The sequence below is a fragment of the Streptomyces sp. NPDC058157 genome, from assembly GCF_042884105.1.
Taxonomy (GTDB): Bacteria; Actinomycetota; Actinomycetes; order Streptomycetales; family Streptomycetaceae; genus Streptomyces.
Genome location: NZ_JBHVUQ010000001.1, coordinates 49,096 through 69,672, shown reverse-complemented (window position 1 = coordinate 69,672; position 20,577 = coordinate 49,096). Strand labels below are relative to the sequence as shown.

Annotated in this window: 14 protein-coding genes; 11 read left to right on the top strand and 3 right to left on the bottom strand. The window is 74.8% G+C overall.

Features of this window, described 5'->3' with window-relative positions; genetic code table 11:
• Positions 1–107: 107 nt before the first annotated feature.
• The 9 genes from ACFVXK_RS00275 (at position 108) to ACFVXK_RS00235 (ending at position 16,470) form a co-directional block, all read left to right on the top strand.
• Positions 108–1,676 carry an argininosuccinate lyase gene (locus ACFVXK_RS00275; protein WP_389608866.1) on the top strand — a complete coding sequence of 523 codons (1,569 nt, stop codon included), beginning with the start codon at positions 108–110 and terminating at the stop codon, positions 1,674–1,676.
• Positions 1,642–2,631 (top strand): kinase, encoded by a 990-nt coding sequence (locus tag ACFVXK_RS00270; RefSeq protein WP_389608865.1) that lies wholly within the window; start codon positions 1,642–1,644, stop codon positions 2,629–2,631. Before ACFVXK_RS00275 ends, ACFVXK_RS00270 begins: the two co-directional genes overlap by 35 nt.
• A gap of 2 nt (positions 2,632–2,633) precedes the next feature.
• Positions 2,634–4,901 (top strand): pyridoxal-phosphate dependent enzyme, encoded by a 2,268-nt coding sequence (locus ACFVXK_RS00265; protein WP_389608863.1) that lies wholly within the window; start codon positions 2,634–2,636, stop codon positions 4,899–4,901.
• A gap of 74 nt (positions 4,902–4,975) precedes the next feature.
• Positions 4,976–5,200, top strand: a complete 225-nt coding sequence (locus ACFVXK_RS00260) for an MbtH family protein (protein ID WP_389608861.1) — start codon at positions 4,976–4,978, stop codon at positions 5,198–5,200.
• Positions 5,193–7,004: a condensation domain-containing protein gene (locus ACFVXK_RS00255; protein WP_389608859.1), complete on the top strand. Its 1,812-nt coding sequence runs from the start codon at positions 5,193–5,195 to the stop codon at positions 7,002–7,004. The genes ACFVXK_RS00260 and ACFVXK_RS00255 overlap by 8 nt, the downstream gene beginning before the upstream one ends.
• Positions 7,001–10,216, top strand: a complete 3,216-nt coding sequence (locus ACFVXK_RS00250) for an amino acid adenylation domain-containing protein (RefSeq protein ID WP_389608858.1) — start codon at positions 7,001–7,003, stop codon at positions 10,214–10,216. Before ACFVXK_RS00255 ends, ACFVXK_RS00250 begins: the two co-directional genes overlap by 4 nt.
• 19 nt (positions 10,217–10,235) lie before the next feature.
• Positions 10,236–13,490 (top strand): amino acid adenylation domain-containing protein, encoded by a 3,255-nt coding sequence (locus ACFVXK_RS00245; protein ID WP_389608856.1) that lies wholly within the window; start codon positions 10,236–10,238, stop codon positions 13,488–13,490.
• Between the two features lie 68 nt (positions 13,491–13,558).
• A complete protein-coding gene (locus ACFVXK_RS00240) occupies positions 13,559–15,100 on the top strand; it encodes an amino acid adenylation domain-containing protein (RefSeq protein WP_389608854.1) in 1,542 nt (513 codons plus the stop codon).
• A gap of 47 nt (positions 15,101–15,147) precedes the next feature.
• Positions 15,148–16,470 carry an MFS transporter gene (locus ACFVXK_RS00235; protein WP_389608853.1) on the top strand — a complete coding sequence of 441 codons (1,323 nt, stop codon included), beginning with the start codon at positions 15,148–15,150 and terminating at the stop codon, positions 16,468–16,470.
• Here ACFVXK_RS00235 and ACFVXK_RS00230 read toward each other — a convergent pair.
• Positions 16,464–16,691, bottom strand: coding sequence for a response regulator transcription factor (locus tag ACFVXK_RS00230; RefSeq protein WP_389608851.1), 228 nt, complete (start codon positions 16,689–16,691; stop codon positions 16,464–16,466). The genes ACFVXK_RS00235 and ACFVXK_RS00230 overlap by 7 nt on opposite strands.
• Positions 16,692–16,943: 252 nt before the next feature.
• Here ACFVXK_RS00230 and ACFVXK_RS00225 point away from each other — a divergent pair, with 252 nt between their 5' ends.
• Positions 16,944–17,978, top strand: coding sequence for a LuxR C-terminal-related transcriptional regulator (locus ACFVXK_RS00225; RefSeq protein WP_389608849.1), 1,035 nt, complete (start codon positions 16,944–16,946; stop codon positions 17,976–17,978).
• A gap of 97 nt (positions 17,979–18,075) precedes the next feature.
• On the top strand, positions 18,076–18,678 hold the full coding sequence (locus tag ACFVXK_RS00220; RefSeq protein ID WP_389608848.1) for a hypothetical protein: 603 nt from the start codon (positions 18,076–18,078) through the stop codon (positions 18,676–18,678).
• A 90-nt stretch (positions 18,679–18,768) separates the two neighbouring features.
• Here the strand turns inward: ACFVXK_RS00220 and ACFVXK_RS00215 are convergent, their stop codons facing one another.
• Together ACFVXK_RS00215 and ACFVXK_RS00210 are read right to left on the bottom strand one after the other, a co-directional pair.
• Positions 18,769–19,017, bottom strand: coding sequence for a hypothetical protein (locus ACFVXK_RS00215; RefSeq protein ID WP_389608846.1), 249 nt, complete (start codon positions 19,015–19,017; stop codon positions 18,769–18,771).
• A 174-nt stretch (positions 19,018–19,191) separates the two neighbouring features.
• Positions 19,192–20,517 carry an MFS transporter gene (locus tag ACFVXK_RS00210; protein WP_389608844.1) on the bottom strand — a complete coding sequence of 442 codons (1,326 nt, stop codon included), beginning with the start codon at positions 20,515–20,517 and terminating at the stop codon, positions 19,192–19,194.
• Between the last annotated feature and the right edge of the window lie 60 nt (positions 20,518–20,577).

The window sequence follows — 20,577 nt, the reverse complement described above, 5'->3', positions numbered from 1 at the left end:
ACCCCGGCCCGCCCGGGGCACCCGCCCCACCTTCCTTCACGCGCCGCGCGTCGATCAGGCATGCGCCGACGCGCCCCCGCACCCGAACAGGAAACGGAACACACCACGTGACGAGTGACACCCCGGGGCCCGCCCCCGAGCTGAGCGGCCGGATCCGCGGCGGCCCCGCCGAACTCCTCCACGACGAAGTGCTCGCCCCGCAGTTCGGGTTCGAGTCCCGCCACCTGCTGCGCCACTACGTCGCCATCGAGAAGACCCTGGCCGCCGAGTACGTCCGCATGGACCTGATCACCGCCGAGGAGGCCCACCGGATCGCCGCCCTGCTGGACGCCGTCGGGCCCGACACCCTCAGCGCGCAGCCCGGCGCCAACATGTCGGACATCGCTTTCGCCCTCGAACGGCACGTCGAGGCGGGCCTGCCCGCCCCGGTCACGCACTGGCACGCCGACCGCAGCCGCAACGACCTCCAGGCCTGCGCCCAGGTGATGTACGGCCGCGACCAGCTCGCCCGCTTCGCGAGCGCGCTCCTCGAACTCGGCGCGGTCGTACACGAGCTGGCCGAGAAGACCTGCGACCTGCCCATGCCGGGGTACACCCACTTCCAGGCCGCCCAGATCATCACCCCCGGCTTCCACCTCGCCGCACTCTCCGAACACCTGCTGCACACCCACGCCCGGCTGCTGAACGCGTACGACGGCATCGACGCCTGCCCGCTGGGCGCCGGCGCCATGGCCGGCCAGGAACTGCCCTGGGACCGCGACCGGATGGCCCGGCTGCTCGGCTTCTCCCGGCCCCAGCCCCATGCCCTGACCGCCGTGGCCTCGCGCCGCTGGAGCGCCGAACTGACGGCGGAACTCAGCCTGCTGGGCACCGCGCTGAGCCGCTTCACCACCGACCTGCTCACCTGGGGCGGCAGCGAGTACGGGTTCATCGAACTGCCCGACGAGCTCTCCGGCATCTCCTCCGCCATGCCGCAGAAGAAGAACTACCCGGTCCTGGAGCGCATCCGGGGGCGCACCGCCCACCTGACGGCCTTCCACTTCGACGTGCTCCTGGGCCAGCGCAACACCCCCTTCTGCAACCTCGTCGAGGTGTCCAAGGAGGCCGGCACCCACCTGCTGAACGCCTTCGACTCGGCCCACGGCACCGTCCGCCTCCTCACCGAGGTACTGCGCAGGCTGACCTTCCGCGCCGACCGCATGCGCCAGGTGTGCGAGCGCGAGTTCCTCGGCGGCTTCAGCCTCGCCAACGCCCTCTGCCTCACCGAAGGGGTGCCCTGGCGCACCGCCCAGGTCGTCGCCGGGAAGTACGTCGTGCTCGCCGCGACGGCGGGCGCCGCCCCCGCCCCGGGCGAACCCGCCCTGCTGGCCGAGGCGGCCGCCGGACACGGCATCACCCTCGCCGACCCCGCCCGGCTCCTCGCCGAGGCCTTCGACGTCGACCGGGGCCTGGAGCGCATGGTGTCCGCCGGGTCGGCCCGCCCCGAAGCCGTCCGCGCGGTCCTGCGCGGCCAGGAGGAGACGTACGACCAGCTGCGCACCGGCTGGCGGGCACGCGCCGCCGCGCTCCGCGCGGGCGCAGAGGAGGGCGACCGCGCCCTGTACGGAGCGCCCGACGACACCATCCACGAGGAGGACGGCGATGGCACCCGCACCCGCGTACAGCACGCCCACTGACATCGCCGCCGGGGCGACCGCCGCCCCCGCCGTCCCCGTCGGTCCCGGCTTCGGCAGCGCCTTCGGCACCTTCGGCGAACTGCTCCAGGGCGCCCTGCCCCACCCGCAGGGGGACTTCCTGGTCACCTTCCCCCTCGCCCGCTGGGCCACCGCCGTGTTCCACCCCGAGCCCGGCCGCCGCGGGGTCCGGGTCCGCCCGGCGCACAAGGCCAAGTCCCGCCGTGTCGCCGAGGCCGTCCTGGCCGCCCTCGGCACGGCGGACGGCGGCCTGCTGGAGGTCTCCGGGGACCTCCCCGAGGGCAAGGGCCTCGCCAGCTCCTCCGCCGACCTGGTCGCCACCGTACGGGCCGTCGGGGCCGCCCACGGGCGCGCCTTCACCCCGGCCGAGACGGAGGACTTCCTGCGCGGCATCGAACCTGCCGACGGGGTCATGTACGACGAGATCGTCGCCTTCCACCACCGGGAGGTGCGCCTCGGCCGCCGCCTCGGGGTGCTGCCGCCCCTCACCGTCGTCGCCCACGACGAGGGCGGCCAGGTCGACACCGTCGCGCACAACCGGCGCGCCCGGGCCATCGGCGCCGCCGACCGGGAGGAGTACGCACACCTGCTGGACCGGCTCACCGACGCCGTGGCCCACCGCGACCTCGCCGAGGTCGGCGCCGTCGCCACCCGCAGCGCCGAGATGAACGCCCACCGCCGCCGGCGCGCCGGATTCGCGGAACTGCACGCCCTGTGCCGCGAGGTCGACGGGCTGGGCCTGGTCCTCGCGCACAGCGGCACCATGCTCGGCGTCCTCCTGGAGGCGGACGACCCCGCCCTCGCCGGCAAGACCGAGCACATCCGGGCCGGCTGCGCCGCTCTCGGCGGCGAGGTGTCCGTACACCGCTCCCTCGGCGCCGACGACCGCTGGAGCCCGCAGGCCCCGTCCGCCCACCTCACCGAGCTGGAGATCTGAGCATGCTGTTCGACACCGTCACGGACGCGATCGGCGGGACCCCGCTGGTCCGGCTGCGGCTGGGCGAGGCCCGGGGCGTGGAGGTCTACGCCAAGCTGGAACTGCAGAACCTCTTCGCGATGAAGGACCGCGTCGCCCGCAACATCCTCCTGGAGGCCCGGCGGCTGGGCACCCTGAAGCCGGGCGACCCCGTCATCGAGAGCTCCTCGGGGACCATGGCCCTCGGCGTCGCCCTCGTCGGCCGCTCCCTCGGCCACGAGGTGCACATCGTCACCGACCCGCGCATCGACCCCGTCACCCTCGCCAAACTCCGCGCCCTGGGCTGCCAGGTGCACGTCGTCCAGGCGATGACCAGCCACGGCTGGCAGAGCGCCCGCCTGGAGCGGCTCGCGGAGCTGCAGGCCGAACTGCCCGGCGCCTTCTGGCCGCAGCAGTACACCAACCCCGACAACCCCGGCGCCTACCGCACCCTCGCCGGTGAACTCCTCGCGGACCTCGGCCGGTTCGACACCCTCGTCGGCGCCGTCGGCAGCGGCGGCTCCCTGTGCGGCACCGCCCGGGCGCTGCGCGAGCGGCTGCCCGCCCTGCACGTGGTCGGCGTCGACTGCGTGGGCAGCGCCCTCTTCGGCCAGCCCGACGTACCGCAGCGGCTGCAGAGCGGGCTGGGCAACAGCCTGCTGCCCAAGAACCTCGACCGCACCCTCGTCGACGAGGTGCACTGGCTCAACGACCACGAGGCCTTCGCCGCGACCTGGGACCTCGCCCGCGAGCAGCAGATCTTCGGAGGCAACACCTCGGGCTCCGTCTACCGGGTCCTCACCGGCCTCGCCGACCGCGCCGAACCCGGGACGCGGATCGTCGGCATCCTGCCCGACCGCGGCGACCGCTACGCCGACACCGTCTACGACGACGGGCACTGGGAGGCCAACCGGCTGCGCGAGGTGCCCACCGCCACCGCGCCGGCCGCCCTCGGCCCCGACGGGACCGCCCGCACCTGGTCCACCGTCGCCTACAGCCCGCCCGCCGGGATCCGCCGGCACCTGCTGTTCGTGGAGTCCAACACCACCGGCACCGGCATGCTCGCGCTGGAGCGGGCGCGCGAACTGGGCACCGTACCCGTCCTGCTGACCGGCGACCCCGACCGCTACCGGGGCCTCGCGGAGACCGGCGCCGAGGTGGTGCGCTGCGACACCAACTCCGACGCCGCCCTGCGCACCGCCGTACAGGAGCGGTTCCGCCGCGAGGAGATCGCCGGGGTCACCACCACCAGCGACTTCTACGTACCGGCCGCCGCCCGGATCGCCCGGTGGCTCGGCCTGCCCGGCAACGCGCCCGAGGCGGTGGCCGTCTGCCGCGACAAGTCCGCCCTGCGCGAGCGGCTGCGGGCCGCGGGCGTCCGCCAGCCCCGCTACTCCCTCGTCCGCGAGCCGGCCGCAGCCGCGGCCGCCGTCGCCCGCACCGGACTGCCCTGCGTGGTCAAGCCGGCCGACGACTCGGGCTCCACCAACGTCCTGCTCTGCGCCGACGAGGCCGAGGTCCGCGCCCAGATCGAGCGGATCCTCGCGATCGACACCAACGTGCGGGGCATGCCCACCGCCCGCACCGTCCTCGTCGAGGAGTACCTCGACGGGCCGGAGTACAGCGTCGAGATGTTCGGCGGGGACGGGCAGAGCGTGTGCGTCGGCATCACCGCCAAGTCCGTGACCACCGGCCCGCACTTCGTCGAGCACCGCCACCTCTTCCCCGCCCCGCTGCCCGCCGCGACCGCGCAGTCGATCACCGACACGGTGACGGCGGCCCTGGACGCGGCCGGGATCCGGCTGGGAGCCACCCACACCGAGGTCAAGATGACGGCCGAGGGGCCCGCCCTCGTCGAGATCAACCCCCGCCCGGCCGGCGGCATGATCCCCGAACTGATCCGGCTCGCCACCGGCGTCGACCTCCTCGACGCGCAGCTGCGCGCCGCCCTCGGCCTGCCCCCGCACCTGAAGGCCGAGGACGCCGGCCACGCCGGGATCCAGTTCCTCCTCGCCGACACCGACGGCACCCTCACGGCCGTCCACGGCGCCGAGGCCGCGGCGGCCGTCGAGGGAGTCGAGTCGGTGCTGGTCAGCGCCGCCCCCGGCACTCCCGTACGCACGCCCCGCAGCGCCTCCGACCGGCTCGGGCACGTGATCGCCCGCCACCCGGAGCCCGCCGGCGTGCACGCCGCCCTCGACGCGGCGCGCGCCCTGGTCCGCCTCGACATCGAGGCTGCGACCCGCTCCTGACCCTCCTGCGTACCCGTCCCGACGACGCGCCGTACGACCCGTACGGCCGCACCCGACCCGAAAGGCGAACCGCCATGAGCAACCCCTTCGAGAACGACAACGCCTCCTACGTCGTGGTCCGCAACGACGAGCTCCAGCACTCCCTGTGGCCCGCCGGCCACCCCGTCCCCGCCGGCTGGACCGTCGTACACGGCCCCGACGGCCGCCAGGCCTGCCTGGACCACGTCGAGCGGGTCTGGACCGACATGCGCCCCGCCTCCCTGGTGGCCGCCCTCGCCGGGAACGCGCCCCGTGGCTGAGCCCGTCCACCGCACCGCGCACCCGGCCGGACCCGATCCCGTACAGACCCTGCGCACCCTCTTCGCCGAGGTCCTCGGCCGCGCCGAGGTCGACGCGGGCCACAGCTTCACCGGGCTGGGCGGCGACAGCATCCAGGCGATCCAGGTCGTCAGCCGTGCCCGCGCGGCCGGCCTGCTCGTCCGTACCCGCGACGTGCTGCGCGCGGAGAGCGTGAGCGCGCTCGCCGCCACCGCCCGCGCCCAGGGCCGGGGGAGCGAGGACGCCGGACCGGCCGCGCCCCCGCGCCGTCTGGGCCCGCTGGCACCCACCCCCATCATGGGCTGGCTCGCCGAACTCGGCGGTCCCGTCGACACCTACAACCAGTCGCTCGTCCTGCGCACCCCGCCGGGCTTCGGGCCGACCGCCGCCGCAAGCACCGTCCAGGCCCTCCTGGACACCCACGAGATGCTCCGCCTGCGGCTGCCCGACGGGATCGGGGCCACCGGCGCCGAACCCGTCGTCCCACCCGCGGGCACCGTCGCCGCGGCGGACCTGCTGGAGCACGTGGACGCCCGCGGGACCGGCGAGGCGGAACTCCCCGCCCTGACCCGGGAGCGGATGCGGGCCGCGCGGCGCCTGCTCTCGCCGCGCGACGGCCACATGCTGCGCGCCGTACTCCTGGACCGGGGGCCCGGACGGCAGGGACGGCTCGCGCTCGTCATCCACCACCTCGTGGTCGACGGAGTCTCCTGGCGGATCCTCCAGGACGACCTGCGCACCTGCTGGACGGCGCTCGACGAGGGCCGCGAACCCGTCCTGGAGCCGGCGGCGACCCCCTTCGCGCACTGGGCCGACCTGCTGCGCGCGGAGGCCACCTCCGGCCGCCGGACCGCCGAGGCCGGCCGCTGGGCCGCCGCCCTGCGCGAGGCCCCCCAGCCCCTGGCCGGGGTCCGCCCGGCCGGCGGCCTCGACCCGGAAAGCCCGGAGAACACCCTCACCCTGACCCTCGGGCCGGACGTGACGGGCCCTCTGCTCACCACCGCTCCCGGCCTCGTCAACGGCACCGTCAACGACGTGCTGCTGACCGCCCTGGCCCTCGCCGTACTCGGCCGGCGCGGCGCCGACGGGGTGGATGGGGCGGACGGGGCGGACGGGCCGGACGAGGAGGGCGCCGTCCTCATCGACGTCGAGGGCCACGGCCGGGAGGACGTCGCCGACGGCACCGACCTCTCCCGCACCGTCGGCTGGTTCACCACCGTGTTCCCCGTCCGCCTCGCCCTCGGCCGCCCGGACCTCGACGAGGCCCGCGCGGGCGGACCCGCGGTCGGCGCCGCCCTGCGCCTGGTCAAGGAGGAACTGCGCGCCGTACCCGACAAGGGAATCGGCTTCGGGCTGCTGCGCCACCTCAACTCCCGTACCGGGCCCGCTCTCGCCGCCCGCGGCATCCCCCAGATCGGCTTCAACTACCTCGGCCGGTTCCCCATGGGCGGCGACGCCCCCTGGGACGCCGCGCCCGGCCACGACTTCGCCCTCGACGACGCCGACGAAGGCCTCCCGATGGCCCACGCGGTGGAGGTCAACGCGGCCGCCCACGAGGGCCCGGACGGCCTCACCCTCAGCGCCACCTGGACCTGGGCGGGCAACGCCCTCTCCGGGCCGTGGGTCCACGACCTGGCGCAGGAGTGGTTCACCATGCTGCGCGCCGTCGTCACCCACGCCGCCCGCCCCGACGCCGGTCGGCTGACCCCCTCCGACGTCTCCCTCGCCCAGGTCAGCCAGGCCGACCTCGACACCTTCGAATCCCAGCTCGGAGCCCTGCTGTGATCCCTCTGTCCCACGCCCAGCAGCGGCTGTGGTTCCACGCCCGGGACGGCGCCGCCGGCGCGCTCTACCACATCCCCGTCGGACTGCGGCTGCACGGCGACCTCGACCTCCCGGCCCTGCGCGCCGCCCTCGCGGACGTGAGCGCCCGGCACGAGGCGCTGCGCACCGTGTTCCCCGACGAGGCGGGCCGCCCCCACCAGCGGGTCCTGGACCCCGCGGACGCCGCCCCCGTGCTCACCGTCACCGACTGCCCGCCCGGCGAACGCGCCCGGCGGGCCGGGGAAGCCTCGTCCCGGCCCTTCGACCTCCGCGCCGAACCACCGCTGCGCGCCCACCTGTTCACCGACGGAGCCGAGGACCACTACCTGCTCCTGGTCCTGCACCACATCGCGGGCGACGGCCACTCCGTGAACATCCTCCTCCGCGATCTCGCCACCGCCTACGGCGCCCGGTGCGCCGACCGGTCGCCCGAGTGGCCCGAACTGCCCGTCCAGTACCCGGACTACGCGCTGTGGCAGCGCGAACTCCTCGGCCCGGCCCAGGACCCCGCCTCCCTGCACGGCCGGCTGCTCACCCACTGGGCGGCCGTCCTCGACGGCCTGCCCGAGGAACTGGCCCTGCCCGCAGACCGGCCGCGCCCGGCCGTGGCCGGCCACCGGGGCGCACTGGTGGAGGCACGGACCGGAGCCACCGCCCACGCCGGACTGGCCGCGCTGGCCCAAGGCGCCCGCGCCACCCCGTTCATGGCCGTCCAGGCCGCCTTCGCGGCCCTGCTCACCCGCCTCGGCGCCGGCACCGACCTGCCGCTGGGCTGCCCCCTCGACGGCCGGGACGACGAAGCCCTCACCGACCTCGTGGGCCTCTTCGTCAACACGCTGATCGTGCGCGCCGACACCTCGGGCGACCCCACCTTCACGGAACTGCTGGGCCGGGTGCGCACCGCCGCCCTGGAGACGTACGCCCACCAGGAACTGCCCTTCGAATCGCTGGTCGAACGCCTCAACCCGGCCCGCTCGCCCGCCCGCCACCCGCTCTTCCAGGTCGCCGTCTCCGCCCAGCGCGGCGAGCCGCAGGCCCCCGCCTTCGCCGGCCTGCGGGCCGAGGTGGAGGCGGTGCGCACCGACACCGCCAAGTTCGACCTCACCCTGGAGGTGGAGGAGCTCCACGACCCGGCCACCGGGCAACCCCGAGGCCTGCTCCTCGGACTGGAGTACGCGAGCGACCTGTTCGACGAGGCCACGGCCCGCCGCCTGCTGGACCGTCTCGTCCACCTCATCGGCGCCGTCGTCCGCGAGCCCGGCGCCCCGCTCTCCGCGCTCGACGTCCTGCTGCCGGGGGAGCGCGCCGACCTGCTGGAGCACTGGCAGGGCGCGCCCGTCGCCCCCGACGCCCGAACCGTCCACGGCGCCTTCGAGGAGCGGGCCGCGGCCCACCCGGACCGCCCCGCCGTGCGCTGCGCCGGCCGGGATACCACGTACGGCGAACTCGACGCCCGGGCCGACCGGATCGCCGGACGGCTGCGCGCCCTCGGCGTCCGGCCGGGCGAGTCCGTCGCCGTACTGATGGACCGCTCCGCCGACCTCGTCGCCGCCTGCCTGGGCATCCTCAAGGCCGGCGCCGCCTACCTGCCGCTGGACGCACGGGCCCCGCGCGCCCGTACCGAGGCCGTGCTCACCGCGGCCGGGGCCGCCGTCCTCGTCACCGACGTCCCGGACGGGGAACCCGTACCGGCGGGTGTGCGCCATGTGCTGCGTCCGGACGGACGGCCCGCCGCGCAGGCCGGTACGGCCGCGGCCGCGGGACCGGGCGGGCACGCCGACGCGCTCGCCTACCTGATGTACACCTCCGGCTCCACCGGCACCCCCAAGGGCGTGGCCGTCTCCCACCGCGAGGTCGTCGCCCTCGCCACCGACCGGCGCTGGCGCGGCGGCGCGCACGAGCGGGTGCTGCTGCGCTCCCCGCACGCCTTCGACGCCTCCACCTACGAACTGTGGGTGCCGCTCCTGAACGGCGGCCTGGTCGTCGTCGCGCCGCCCGGCGAACTCGACGTCGACGCGCTGGCCCGGCTGATGGCCGAGGAGGAGGTCACCGGGACCTTCCTCACCGCCACCCTCTTCAACGTCCTCGCCGACCGCTGCCTGCCCGCGCTCGCCGCGTTGCACGAGGTGATGACCGGAGGCGAGGCCGCCTCGCCGTCCATGGTCCGCCGGGTCCGCGAGGCCTGCCCCCGCACCACCGTCACCAACGCCTACGGACCCACCGAGACCACCACCTTCGCGGCGACCTTCGCCGTCGGCCCGGGCCGGGAGGCCCCTACCGGACAGGTCCCGATCGGCCGCCCGCTCGACGGCACGCAGCTGCACGTCCTGGACGAGCGGCTCGGCCTCGTGGCGCCCGGCGTCATCGGCGAGCTCTACATCGCGGGCGCCGGACTCGCGCAGGGCTACCTCGGCCGGCCCGGGCTGACCGCCGAACGCTTCGTCGCCTGCCCGTACGGCCCCCCGGGCAGCCGGATGTACCGCACCGGCGACCTGGCCCGCTGGTCCACCGACGGCCAGGTCGAGTACCTCGGCCGCGCCGACCGGCAGGTCAAGATCCGCGGACTGCGCATCGAACCCGCCGAGATCGAGCACGCCCTGGCCGGCCACCCGGCGGTGGGCCAGGCCGCCGTCACCGTCGTGGACACGGCCGCCGGTCCCGCGCTCGCGGGCTACGCCGTCCCCGCCGAGGGCACCCCGGCCCCCGACCCGCGGGAACTGCGCGAGCACCTGCGCGCCCGGCTGCCCGACTACATGGTGCCCGCCACCCTCACCCTGCTCGACGCCTTCCCCGTCACCGCCAACGGCAAGACCGACCTGGCCGCCCTGCCCGAGCCGGACCCGGCGACGGCCGGCACCGCGGGCGCCCGCCAGGAGCCGCGCACCGACGACGAGCGCGCCCTGTGCGCCCTCTGGGAACAGCTCCTCGGCGTACCGCACATCGGCGTCCACGACAACTTCTTCGACCTCGGCGGACACTCCCTGCTCGCCACCCGGCTGCTCGCCGAGGTCCGCGACCGGTTCGGCGGCGCCGTCGCGATCCGCCGGTTCTTCACCGGCCCCACCGTCGCCGAACTGGCCGCCGCCCTGCCCGCCGCCGCGGCCGAGGCCGCCGGCGCCGGAGCCGGGGACCCGCCGGTCGTCCGCCGGGCCCGCCGCACCCAGACCGCCTGACCACCGAAGGAACACCACCGTGAACCACCCGCCGACCGACCCTGCCGCCGCCGCACCCGCCGCCCCGGCCACCGCCCAGGCCGCCCGCTCCCTGGTCGAGGACGTCCTGCCCCTGTCCCCGCTCCAGGACGGCATCCTCTTCCACGCCCTCTTCGACGAGGAGGAACGCGACGTCTACGTCGCCCAGCTGCTCCTCGACCTCGACGGCCCCCTCGACGCGGCCCGGCTGCGCGCCGCCGCCGACACCGTCCTGGAACGGCACGCCAACCTCCGCGCCGGCTTCCTGCGCCGCGCCACCGGCGAACCCGCCCAGGTCGTCCAGCGCGGCGTCCGGGCACCCTGGCAGGAGAGGGACCTGTCCGGGCTCGGCGAGAGCGAACGCGCCGCCGCCGTCGACGCCCTCCTCGCCGAGGACCGGGCCACCCGCTTCGACCTCGCCCGGCCGCCGCTGCTGCGCTTCACCCTCGTGCGCACCGGCCCGCTGTCCCACCGTCTGCTGCTGACCTACCACCACATCGTGATGGACGGCTGGTCCTGGCCGGTCCTCGTCCGCGAACTCCTCGCCCTGCACCACGCCGACGACGCCCCGCTGGGACCCGTCACCCCCTACTCCGCCTTCCTGAACCGGCTCCACGGCCGAGACACGACCGCCGCCCAGGACGCCTGGACCCGCGCCCTCGACGGCCTGCCCGGCGGAACCCGCAGCGCGCCCGTGTCCCCGCCGCCCGGCTCGGTACTGCCCGACCGCGTGGAGACGTACCTCCCCGAGTCCCTCACCGACCGGCTCGGCGCCCTCGCCCGCGGCCACCGGATCACCTCCGGAACCCTGCTCCAGGGAGCGTGGGCCCTCCTGCTCGGCCGGCAGATCCGCTCCGAGGACGTGGTCTTCGGCGCCATCGTCAGCGGCCGCGACCCCGAACTGCCCGGCGTCGCCGACATCGTGGGCCTGTGCATCAACACCGTGCCGGTCCGCGTCCGCATCGACCCGGCCGAATCCCTCGTCGCGCTGTTCGAGCGGCTCCAGGACGAGCAGGCGCGCCTGATCGACCACCACCACCTGGGCCTGGTCGAGATCCAGCGCCTCGCCGGAGCCGGGGAACTCTTCGACTCCTGCGTCGCCTTCCAGAACTACCCGGTCGACACGGCCGGCCTCGCCGCACTCGGCGCGGGCGGGCTCCAGGTCACCGCAGTGGACCCGTACGACGCCGCCCACTACCCGCTCCAGCTGACCGCCATCCCCGGCGACCGGCTGCGGCTGCAGATCGACTACCGGCCGGACGTCTTCGACCGCGACACCGCCCAGGCCCTGATCGAACGCCTCGCCCGGCTCCTGGAAGCCGTCGCCGAGGACCCCTCCTGCGCGGTGGGGACCGTGGACCTGCTCTCGCCCGCCGAACGCCACCGCGTCCTGGTCGAATGGAACGACACGGCCCGCGACGAGGAGTACGCGGAGGTCGTCGAGCGCGTCCGGCAGCAGGCCGGACGCCGCCCCGGCGCCACCGCCACCACCGACGACACCGGCCGCGAACTGAGCTACGCGGACCTCGTCGCCCGCGCCGACGCCCTCGCCCTGGCCCTGCTCGCCGACGGGGTGCGCCCCGGCGACCTGGTCGCCGTACTCAGCGAGCCCACCGCCCGCGTCCCCGTCGCCATGCTCGGCATCCTCGGCTCCGGTGCGGCCTACGTCCCCCTCGACCCCGAGGGCCCCGTCACCCGTACCGCCGACCTGCTGGCGAGCGGCGGGATCGCCCGCCTGCTGGCCGCCCCCGAACAGCGGGCGCGCGCCGAGGAGATCGCCGCCGCGGTCCCCGGCGGCCTGCCCGTCCTGGTGATCGACGACGCGGCCGCCGCGGTCCCGCAGGAGCGCCCGGCACCGGCCGGCGGGCCCGACGCCCTCGCCTACGTCTGCTTCACCTCGGGCTCCACCGGCAAGCCCAAGGGCGCCATGGTCCACCGCCGGGGCATGAACAACCACCTCCTGGCCAAGGTCGAGGACCTCGGTCTCGGCGACGGCGACCGCGTGGTGATGAACGCCCCGCTCACCTTCGACATCTCCGTGTGGCAGATGCTCGCCCCGCTGATCACCGGCGGACAGGTCCACCTGGTGTCCCGGGACACCGCCCGCGACCCGGCCGCCCTCTTCGACGACGCCGCCCGCCGGGGGATCACCGTCCTGGAGACCGTGCCCTCCTTCGTCCGCGCCGCCGTCGACCTGTGGGACACCGGCGTGCTGCCGCCGGCCCTGCCCGAACTGCGCTGGTTCATCGTCAACGGCGAGGTGCTGCCGCCCGAACTGTGCACCCGCTGGTACGCCCGCCACCCGCAGGCCGCGATCGTCAACGCCTACGGCCTCACCGAGTGCTCCGACGACAACACGCACGCCTTCATCGGCCCCGACGTGCACGCCCAGCTCGAACACGGCCGGCTGCCCGTCGGACGCCCGCTGCGCAACAACTCCCTCTACCTGCTGGACGCCGCCCTCGCCCCCGTACCGCCCGGGGTGCCCGGCGAACTCTTCATCGGCGGCACCGGCGTGGGCCCCGGATACCTGCGCGACCCGCGCCGCTCCAGCGAGCGCTACGTCCCCGACCCGTTCTCCGCCGTACCCGGCAGCCGCATGTACCGCACCGGCGACCTCGCCCGGATGCGGGCCGACGGCCAGCTCGACTTCCTCGGCCGCCAGGACCACCAGGTCAAGGTCCGCGGCAACCGCATCGAACTGGGCGAGGTGGAGACCGCGCTGCGCGCCGTGCCCGGCGTCGGCGAGGCCGTCGTCGCCGTCGACCGGGACCACGCGGGCCAGCAGCGGCTCGTCTGCTACTTCACCGGTACGCCCACCGCCGAGGAGGTCCGCACGGAACTGGGCCGCAACCTCCCCAACTACATGGTCCCGTCGCTGTTCCTGCACCTGCCGCGGTTCCCGCTCACCGTCAACGGCAAGCTCGACCGCAAGGCGCTCCCCGACCCGGCCACCGTGCACCGCCCGGCCGGACGGCTGCCCGCCACCCCGGCCGAGAAGACCGTCTGCGAGATCTTCGCCTCCGTCCTCGGCCTCCAGGAGGCCGGGATGGACGACGACTTCTTCGCCCACGGCGGCCACTCGCTCCTCGCCACCCGCCTGGCCGGCCGCATCGGCACCGAACTCGGCGTACGGCTGAACATCCGCGACCTCTTCGAGACGCCCACCCCCGCGGGCATCGCCGCCCGCCTCGCCGGGGCCGGCACCGCCCCCGCCCGCCCCGCGCTGCGCCCCCGCTCCCGCGACCAGGCCTGACCCCGCCCGACCAGGCCCGACCCCGCCGCGAAGAGACCCCGACCGCACCCCCAGGAGACACCACCACCATGAGCCCGACCGAGTCCACCCCCGTGCCCCTGCGCATCGCGCACCGGGCGGGGCTCACACCCGAGGCCACCGCCGTCCGCGCACCCGAGGGCGAGCTGACCTACCGGCAGTTCGACCGGCGGGCGCGCGCGGTGGCCGAGGAGCTGCGCGCGGCCGGCGCCGGGCCGGAGGACACCGTGCTCCTGGGGGTGCGCCGCGGCCTCCACTGGGCGGTGGGGCTGCTGGGCGTCTGGTACGCCGGCGCGGCCCCCCTCCTGGTGGACCTGGACGCCCCCGACGAGCGGCTGCGCACCCTCGTGCGGGCCACCGGCACCCGGCACGCGGTCGCCCCGGACATCCACGCCGCCGCGGTCCTGCAACGCCGCACCGGGAGCGAGCTGTTCTGGGCGTCCACCACGACCGCGGCCCCCACGTCGGCGGCCCCGCCCGCCGACATCGCACAGGGCTCCCTCGCCTACGTCCTCTTCACCTCCGGATCCACCGGGCAGCCCAAGCCCGTGGCGGTGGGCCACGCCGGACTGTCCGCACAGGTCGCCACCCTGGCCGAGCGCTACGGCCTGACCTGCCAGGACGCGGTCCTGCAGTTCGCGGCCCCCGCCTTCGACGTCAGCCTGGAGGAGGCCCTGCCCACCTGGTGCACGGGTGGCGCGGCCGTCTTCGTCAAGGACAACGTCCTCTCGCCCGCCGAACTGGAGCCGTTCCTCGCCGCGGAGCGGATCAGCGTCGTCAACCTGCCCACCCCGTACTGGTCGCAGTGGGCCAAGGACCTGGAGCGGGCCCCCCGGCCGCTGCCGTCCGCACTGCGCCGCGTGGTGATCGGCAGCGACGCGGGCCGCACCGCCGACCTCACGCGCTGGACGGCGGCCGGCCACCCCCCGGTGATCAGCTGCTACGGCCTCACCGAGTCCACGATCACCGCCACCTCCTACGAGCCGGCACCGGCCGAACTCGCCGCCTTCACCGGCGACGAGCTGATCCCGCTCGGCGAACCCCTGGCCGGCGTACGGGCGTACGTCCTCGACGAGGAACTGCGCGAGGCACCCCCCGGCGCCGCGGGCGAGCTCTATCTGGCGGGTTCCTGCCTGGCGCGCGGCTACCACGGCCGACCGGGCCTGACCTCCGAGCGGTTCGTCGCCGACCCCTTCGCCGACACCCCGGGCGAGCGCATGTACCGCACGGGCGACCGGGTCACCCGCACCCCCGGCAGCGGCTCGCTCGTCTTCCTCGGGCGCGCCGACGACCAGGTCAAGATCCGCGGCCACCGCGTCGAACTCAAGGAGGTGGAGGCGGTCGTGGCCGCACACCCCGACGTCGTCGACGTGGTCGTGCGCGCCGTCGCGGCGGCCGGCGGACCGCAGCTCGCCGCCTGGGCCGCCGTCACGGCCGGAAGCCCCCTCACCCCCGACGAGCTGCGCCGTCATCTTCTGGCCAGGACGCCCGGGTACCTCGTGCCGGCCGTGGTCACCTTGATGGAGCGGCTGCCCCGTACCCCCGGCGGCAAGCTCGACCCCAAGGCGCTCCCGGCGCCCGCCCTCCGATGAACCCGCACCCCGCGGACCCCGTCCGCGACCAGACAAGGAACGCACCCGTGTCCGTCACCACCGACGAGTCCACCACCGACGAGTCCCCCCAGACCGATCAGGCAGCGCAGCACCGGCGCCGCAGGGACTTCCGTCTCTTCATGTCCTCGCACATCTGCAACGAGCTGGGCGGCAGCATCACGTACGTGGCCCTGCCGCTGATGGCGGTGCTCACCCTCGACGCCTCGGCGATGCAGGCGGGTCTGCTGTCCGCCGCGGAGCACGCGGCGTTCCTGCTGCTGGGCCTGCCCGCCGGGGCCTGGGTGGACCGGATGCGCAAGCGCCGCGTGATGATGGCCGCCGACCTCGCACGCGCCGTCCTGCTGACGGCGCTGCCGGTGGCCTACCTGCTGGACCTGCACTCGATGCCACTGCTGTACGCGGTCGCCCTGCTGCTGGGCTGCGCCCGGCTGTTCGGCGACGTCGCCGACCAGAGCTATCTGCCGACCCTCATCGGCAAGGACACCCTGATCGCGGGCAACTCGAAGTTGGAGACCGTGCGCTCGGGGGCCGAGTTCGCGGGCCCCGGCGTCGCCGGCTTCCTGGTGCAACTGCTGGGCGCGGCCGGGACGCTGGCCGGCCAGGCCGTCACCTCGCTGGTCTCCCTGGTCCTGCTGGGCCGGATCGAGGCCCGGGAGGAGAAGCCGGAACCGGCCCCGCGCCGGCACCTGCTGCGCGACATTCGCGAGGGGCTGAGCTATGTCCTGAGCCACCGGATCCTGCGGCTCATCGCCCTGAACACGGCCGCGGTGAACCTGTTCCTCAGCGCGGTGATGGCCATCGAGGTGCTCTTCCTGACCCGGACCGTGGGGCTGCCGCCCGCGGCCGTCGGCTGGGTGCTGACGACGGCCACGATCGGCTCGGTGCTGGCAGCCGCCGCCGCGGACCGGGTGACCCGGGCGGTCGGCGCGGCGCGGCTCACGTGGCTGTCCCTGCTGGTGACCATGCCCTTCGGGCTGCTGCTCCCGCTGGCCGACAACGACTGGCGGATCGGCCTGTTCGTGCTCGGATCGCTCGTCCAGTCGGCCGGGGTCACCCTGTACAACATCTGCCAGGTCACCTACCGGCAGACGGTCTGCCCGCCGCACCTGCTCGGTCGGATGACCGCCACCATGCGCTTCCTGGTGTGGGGCGTACTGCCCCTGAGCGGCCTGCTGGCGGGATTCCTCGGTGAACTCCTGGGCGTGCGGGAGGCGTTGTGGGTGTGCGTCGCGGCCCTGGCGGCGGCCCCGCTGGTCCTGCTCTGCTCCCCGCTGCGGCGGATGCGCACGTTCGAGGACGACGCCCCGGTCGTCGGGGACGAGGCCACGGGCGCGCGGCCGGCTCAGTAGCCCATCCGGAAGGCGATGTGGGTGAGCTGGGTCCGGTTTACCGCGCCGGTCTTGCTGCGCAGCCGGCGCAGGTAGGTGTCGACCGTGTGCGGGCTCAGCCCCATCCGGCTCGCGATCATCCGGTAGGTGTCCCCCTGCGCGAGGTAGGCGAGGACCTCCTGCTCGCGGGGGGTCAGGGCGGGCAGCTCCGGCGAGCGGGCGGTGAGCGTGGTGTGCAGCATGGGGGGCTCCGGATCTCGGATCGAAGGAGGAGGAGGAGGGGAGCAGCGGGGCCCAGCACCCCCGGCAGCGGTGTGATCACTTTGGGGGTGATCGCACCGTTTCGGACGTCCGGGGACCTGAAGTGGCCGGACACCCGCTGCTGTTCATGGGGTCCAGCCTTTCGTCCTGCATATCCTGGCGCCAGGGGGCGGGCACCTCACCAAAGTGCCTGGCAGTAAAGCGACCAGGGGCGAAAAAGGCAAAGTGGGGCAATGCACATATCTGACGTGGCGCCGGATCCGAACAACGCCGATGTCGACATCGATGTCTACGGCTGGGTGCTCGAACACCGCACGGTGGACGTGGACGCGGTGGCCGCCGGTACGGGCCGCGAGGCGGACGAGGTGCGGCGCAGTGTGTCCCGCCTGCGCGCCTCACGCCTGCTGCACGTGAGCCCGGTCGACCCGACGGTCGCCTTCGCGGTGGCCCCGGACACGGCCGCGGAGCAGCTCGTCGCGCCTCTGGAGGCGCAGATCCGCGACCAGCAGCGGGCGATCAGCGGGATCCGCGAGGACCTGGGCCGCTTCCTGCCGCACTATCTGGGCCGCCGCTCCACGGGGGAGTCGCTGGAGGTCCTGGAGAGCCTGGAGGACGTGCGCGGGGCACTCAACCGGGCCTCCGTCAACTGCACGACCGAGATGATCAGCTCGCAGCCCGGGGGCGGCAGCAGGGTGCCGGAGGCGATGCAGGAGGCGCTGCGGCGGGACGAGACGATGCTCGAGCGGGGGATCTCGATCCGGACCCTCTACCACCACACGGCCCGCTTCAACGGGCCCAGCCAGGCCTACGTCGCGGCCGCCTCCGTCCTGGGGGCGCAGTACCGCACCGCGCACGAACTGTTCGGCCGGCTCATCGCCTTCGACCGCGAACTGGCCTTCATCCCGGTCTCCGACGGCAGTTGGGGCGCCGTGGTGATCCGCGAGCCGTCGACCGTCGCCTATCTGTGCGACATCTTCGACCAGACCTGGGACCTGGCCTCCCCGTTCTCGGCCGCCGCGGGTCAGGGGCTCGAGGAGGTGGCCCGGGAGATCCACGAGACCATCATCCGGCTGCTCGCGGCGGGTCTGAAGGACGAGGCCATCGCCCGCCGCCTGGGCATGTCGCTGCGCACCGCCCGGCGCCACATCGCCGACATCATGCAGGAGCTGGGGGCGGGCAGCCGCTTCCAGGCCGGCGTGGCCGCCGCCGCGCGCGGACTGCTGGACCTCGAGGATCACTTGGACGGCGAACCGGTAGAGCCTGCCTGACCGGGTGTCACGTGTTTACGTGTCTGTCATGGTCGGCGGGCGTGTCGCATGCTGCTGGGATGCGAGCTGTCGAGCCGCCGAACAAGAGGGGCACGTGATGGACATGCCGGATGAAGCCTGGGGACGGGCGGCCCCGCACCTGCGGGAGATCGTCCTGTTCCTCTCGGTCCACCTGGACCGGGCGCCGGGTGTGCTGTGGCCCGAGTACGACAACCCGGCCTTCGGTGATGTCGACGACGGTGACGACACCGTCGACAACGAAGAAGCCGAAGAAGCCGAAGAAGCCGAAGAAGCCGACGGGGCCGACGAGGCCGAGCACGCAGACGGCGCCGGGGCCGGCTCGGCGGGCGGCGGTGTGTGCCCGGAGCAGGTGGACCGGTTCACCGCCGAACTGGCCTCGCTGACCGGCCTGTCCGTGCGGCTGGACCGGGTGGAGGCGGCCGGGGCCGCCCCGTGCGCCGGTGTGGACGCGGCCTGGACCCGGCAGCCCGGGGGCGGGGAGCACCTGCTGATCCACCAGATCGCCGGCGCCGTGACCTGGCAGCTGACCGGGACCGGCGAGAGCGGCCGGCCGGAGTCCTTCCAGTGCCGGCTGCTGCCCGGCGAACTGCTGTACGTACCGGCCGGCTGGTCGCGTCGCCGCCTCGGCGCCCCGCGGGCCCGGTACGTGGCCATCTGCCTGGGCAACAAGGGCGATTGACGGCGCGAGAGGTGAAAAAAGGGGGGAGGGAGGATCGCATCGCGATCCTCCCTCCCCCCTTTTCACCACGACCCCTGGGGGCCGGTGGGATCAGCCACCCCAGGAGCTGTCGTTCGTGTCACGGTTCCGGTGGCCCGGGTTGCCGTTGACCGTCGCCACCTGGCCGTTGGGCAGGACGATGTGACGCGGCGTCTGCGTGGTGGTGCTGCTCTCGCTCCCGGTGGTGGTCGTCACGGTGGTCGTGGCCGTGTCGCCCTCGGCGGCCTGCGCGGCGCCGGCTGCGGGCAGCAGCAGTGCGGACGCGGCTACGGACAGGGCGAAGACGTAACGCTTGAGCATGGGATCCCCTGGGGTGCGAGCGGTCTGGTCGGGCGCGGGCCACTTCGTGGGCCGTCCGCGCCGGTCGGTGCAGGACCAACTCTGCCGTGCGGAAGGCCCCTCGGTGATCGATCAGGCTGCTCATCAAACTGCCTGGCGCGATGGTGAGGGGCCGCAAAACGTAATAGATCCGGACTATTCGCTCATGATGCCCGCGCCCACAGAGGCCGGAGCCTTCTGTTCGGCCGACGGTTCCGCGCGCTCCACAACACCCCGGCGGTCGAGCTGTCGCCACACCGGGAAGACCAACGGGGCCAGGGTGACCGTGAGGTACAGCGCCCCCGTGCCCAGCAGCGCCGGCACCAGCCCCGCCGCGTCCAGGGCCAGCCCCGCCCCGAGCATGCCCAGCGGCGTCGCCGCCAGGGCGACGGCGACCAGCAGCCCGAACACCCGCCCCCGTACCGCCTCGGGCACCCGCTCGTAGGCGACCGACATCATCAGCGGTCCCACGATCCCCGACCCGATGCCGGACAGGGCCAGCACCGCCAGCAGTGCCGCCGCCGGGGGCTCGGCGGCCAGCGCGGCACACCGCACCGCCCCGACCAGGACGAAGGCCCCGACGAAGACCGCACGCCGCGGCATCCGGTGCCCCGCCCAGCCGTACAGGGCCGCCCCGAGCAGCGCGCCGGCCCCCATGGCGGTGACCATCGCCCCGAACAGGGCGCTGCTGCGCAGCACCTGGGTCCCGTACGCCGGGTAGAGCACCCCGTTCAGCGCCCCGTCGAGGGCATTGGTCAGCATCAGGACCCCCACCATCGCGCCCAGCAGCCGGTCCCTGCGCAACTGGCTGATGCCGAAGCGCAGTTCCTGCGTGTAGGAGCCGTGTGCCTGCCCCTCGCCGGCCGGGCGCGGACGGGCCGTCGCCGGTACCAGGGCCGCCACGACGAGGGCGCACGACGCCATCGCCGCCAGGTCCGTGAACAGGGTGCGTACGGGGCCGACGGTCGAGATGAGCAGGCCGGCCAGCGGCGCGCCCGCCATCATGCCGATCCGGCGGGCCCCCTCGACCGCTCCGGTGGCCCGCTCCGCCGTGACGCCCGCGCGTTCCATCGCGCCGGGCAGGAGCAGTTGCTTGGCGGTGTCGGACGGGCCGCGGGCCGCCCCGACCAGGAACACCAGGACGATCAGGACGGGCAGCGGCAGGGCGCCCCAGGCGTGCATGAGCGGGATCAGGCCGATCGCCGCGGCCGTCAGCAGATCCGCTCCGACGCTGGTCGCACGGACGGGCAGCCGGTCGACCACCGGACCCGCGAGCACGGCGGAACACAGCAGCCCCAGCACCTCTGCGGTGGCGATGAGCCCCGTCCGGGTGCCGCTGCCGGTGCTGTGCAGGACGAACCAGGGCACGGCGACCAGGGTCGCCGCCATGCCGAGCGAGGAGATCCCGGAGGCCGCCACCAGGGCGCCCAGCGGGGTGCGGCGGCGCGATGACGCGGAGCCGCCGGGGTACGAGCTGGTCATACGGGGTTCCTTCCGGCACCGCCGCGCCGCCCGGCAGCCCGCGGTGGGGCTGCCGGGCGG

What these genes read in the sequence shown, in the direction of transcription:
- ACFVXK_RS00270 (WP_389608865.1), top strand. Translation starts at nt 1,642, where the DNA reads ATGGCACCCGCACCCGCGTACAGCACGCCCACTGACATCGCCGCCGGG.
- ACFVXK_RS00265 (WP_389608863.1), top strand. Translation starts at nt 2,634, where the DNA reads ATGCTGTTCGACACCGTCACGGACGCGATCGGCGGGACCCCGCTGGTC.
- ACFVXK_RS00260 (WP_389608861.1), top strand. Translation starts at nt 4,976, where the DNA reads ATGAGCAACCCCTTCGAGAACGACAACGCCTCCTACGTCGTGGTCCGC.
- ACFVXK_RS00240 (WP_389608854.1), top strand. Translation starts at nt 13,559, where the DNA reads ATGAGCCCGACCGAGTCCACCCCCGTGCCCCTGCGCATCGCGCACCGG.
- ACFVXK_RS00230 (WP_389608851.1), bottom strand. Translation starts at nt 16,691, where the DNA reads ATGCTGCACACCACGCTCACCGCCCGCTCGCCGGAGCTGCCCGCCCTG.
- ACFVXK_RS00225 (WP_389608849.1), top strand. Translation starts at nt 16,944, where the DNA reads ATGCACATATCTGACGTGGCGCCGGATCCGAACAACGCCGATGTCGAC.
- ACFVXK_RS00220 (WP_389608848.1), top strand. Translation starts at nt 18,076, where the DNA reads ATGGACATGCCGGATGAAGCCTGGGGACGGGCGGCCCCGCACCTGCGG.
- ACFVXK_RS00215 (WP_389608846.1), bottom strand. Translation starts at nt 19,017, where the DNA reads ATGCTCAAGCGTTACGTCTTCGCCCTGTCCGTAGCCGCGTCCGCACTG.
- ACFVXK_RS00210 (WP_389608844.1), bottom strand. Translation starts at nt 20,517, where the DNA reads ATGACCAGCTCGTACCCCGGCGGCTCCGCGTCATCGCGCCGCCGCACC.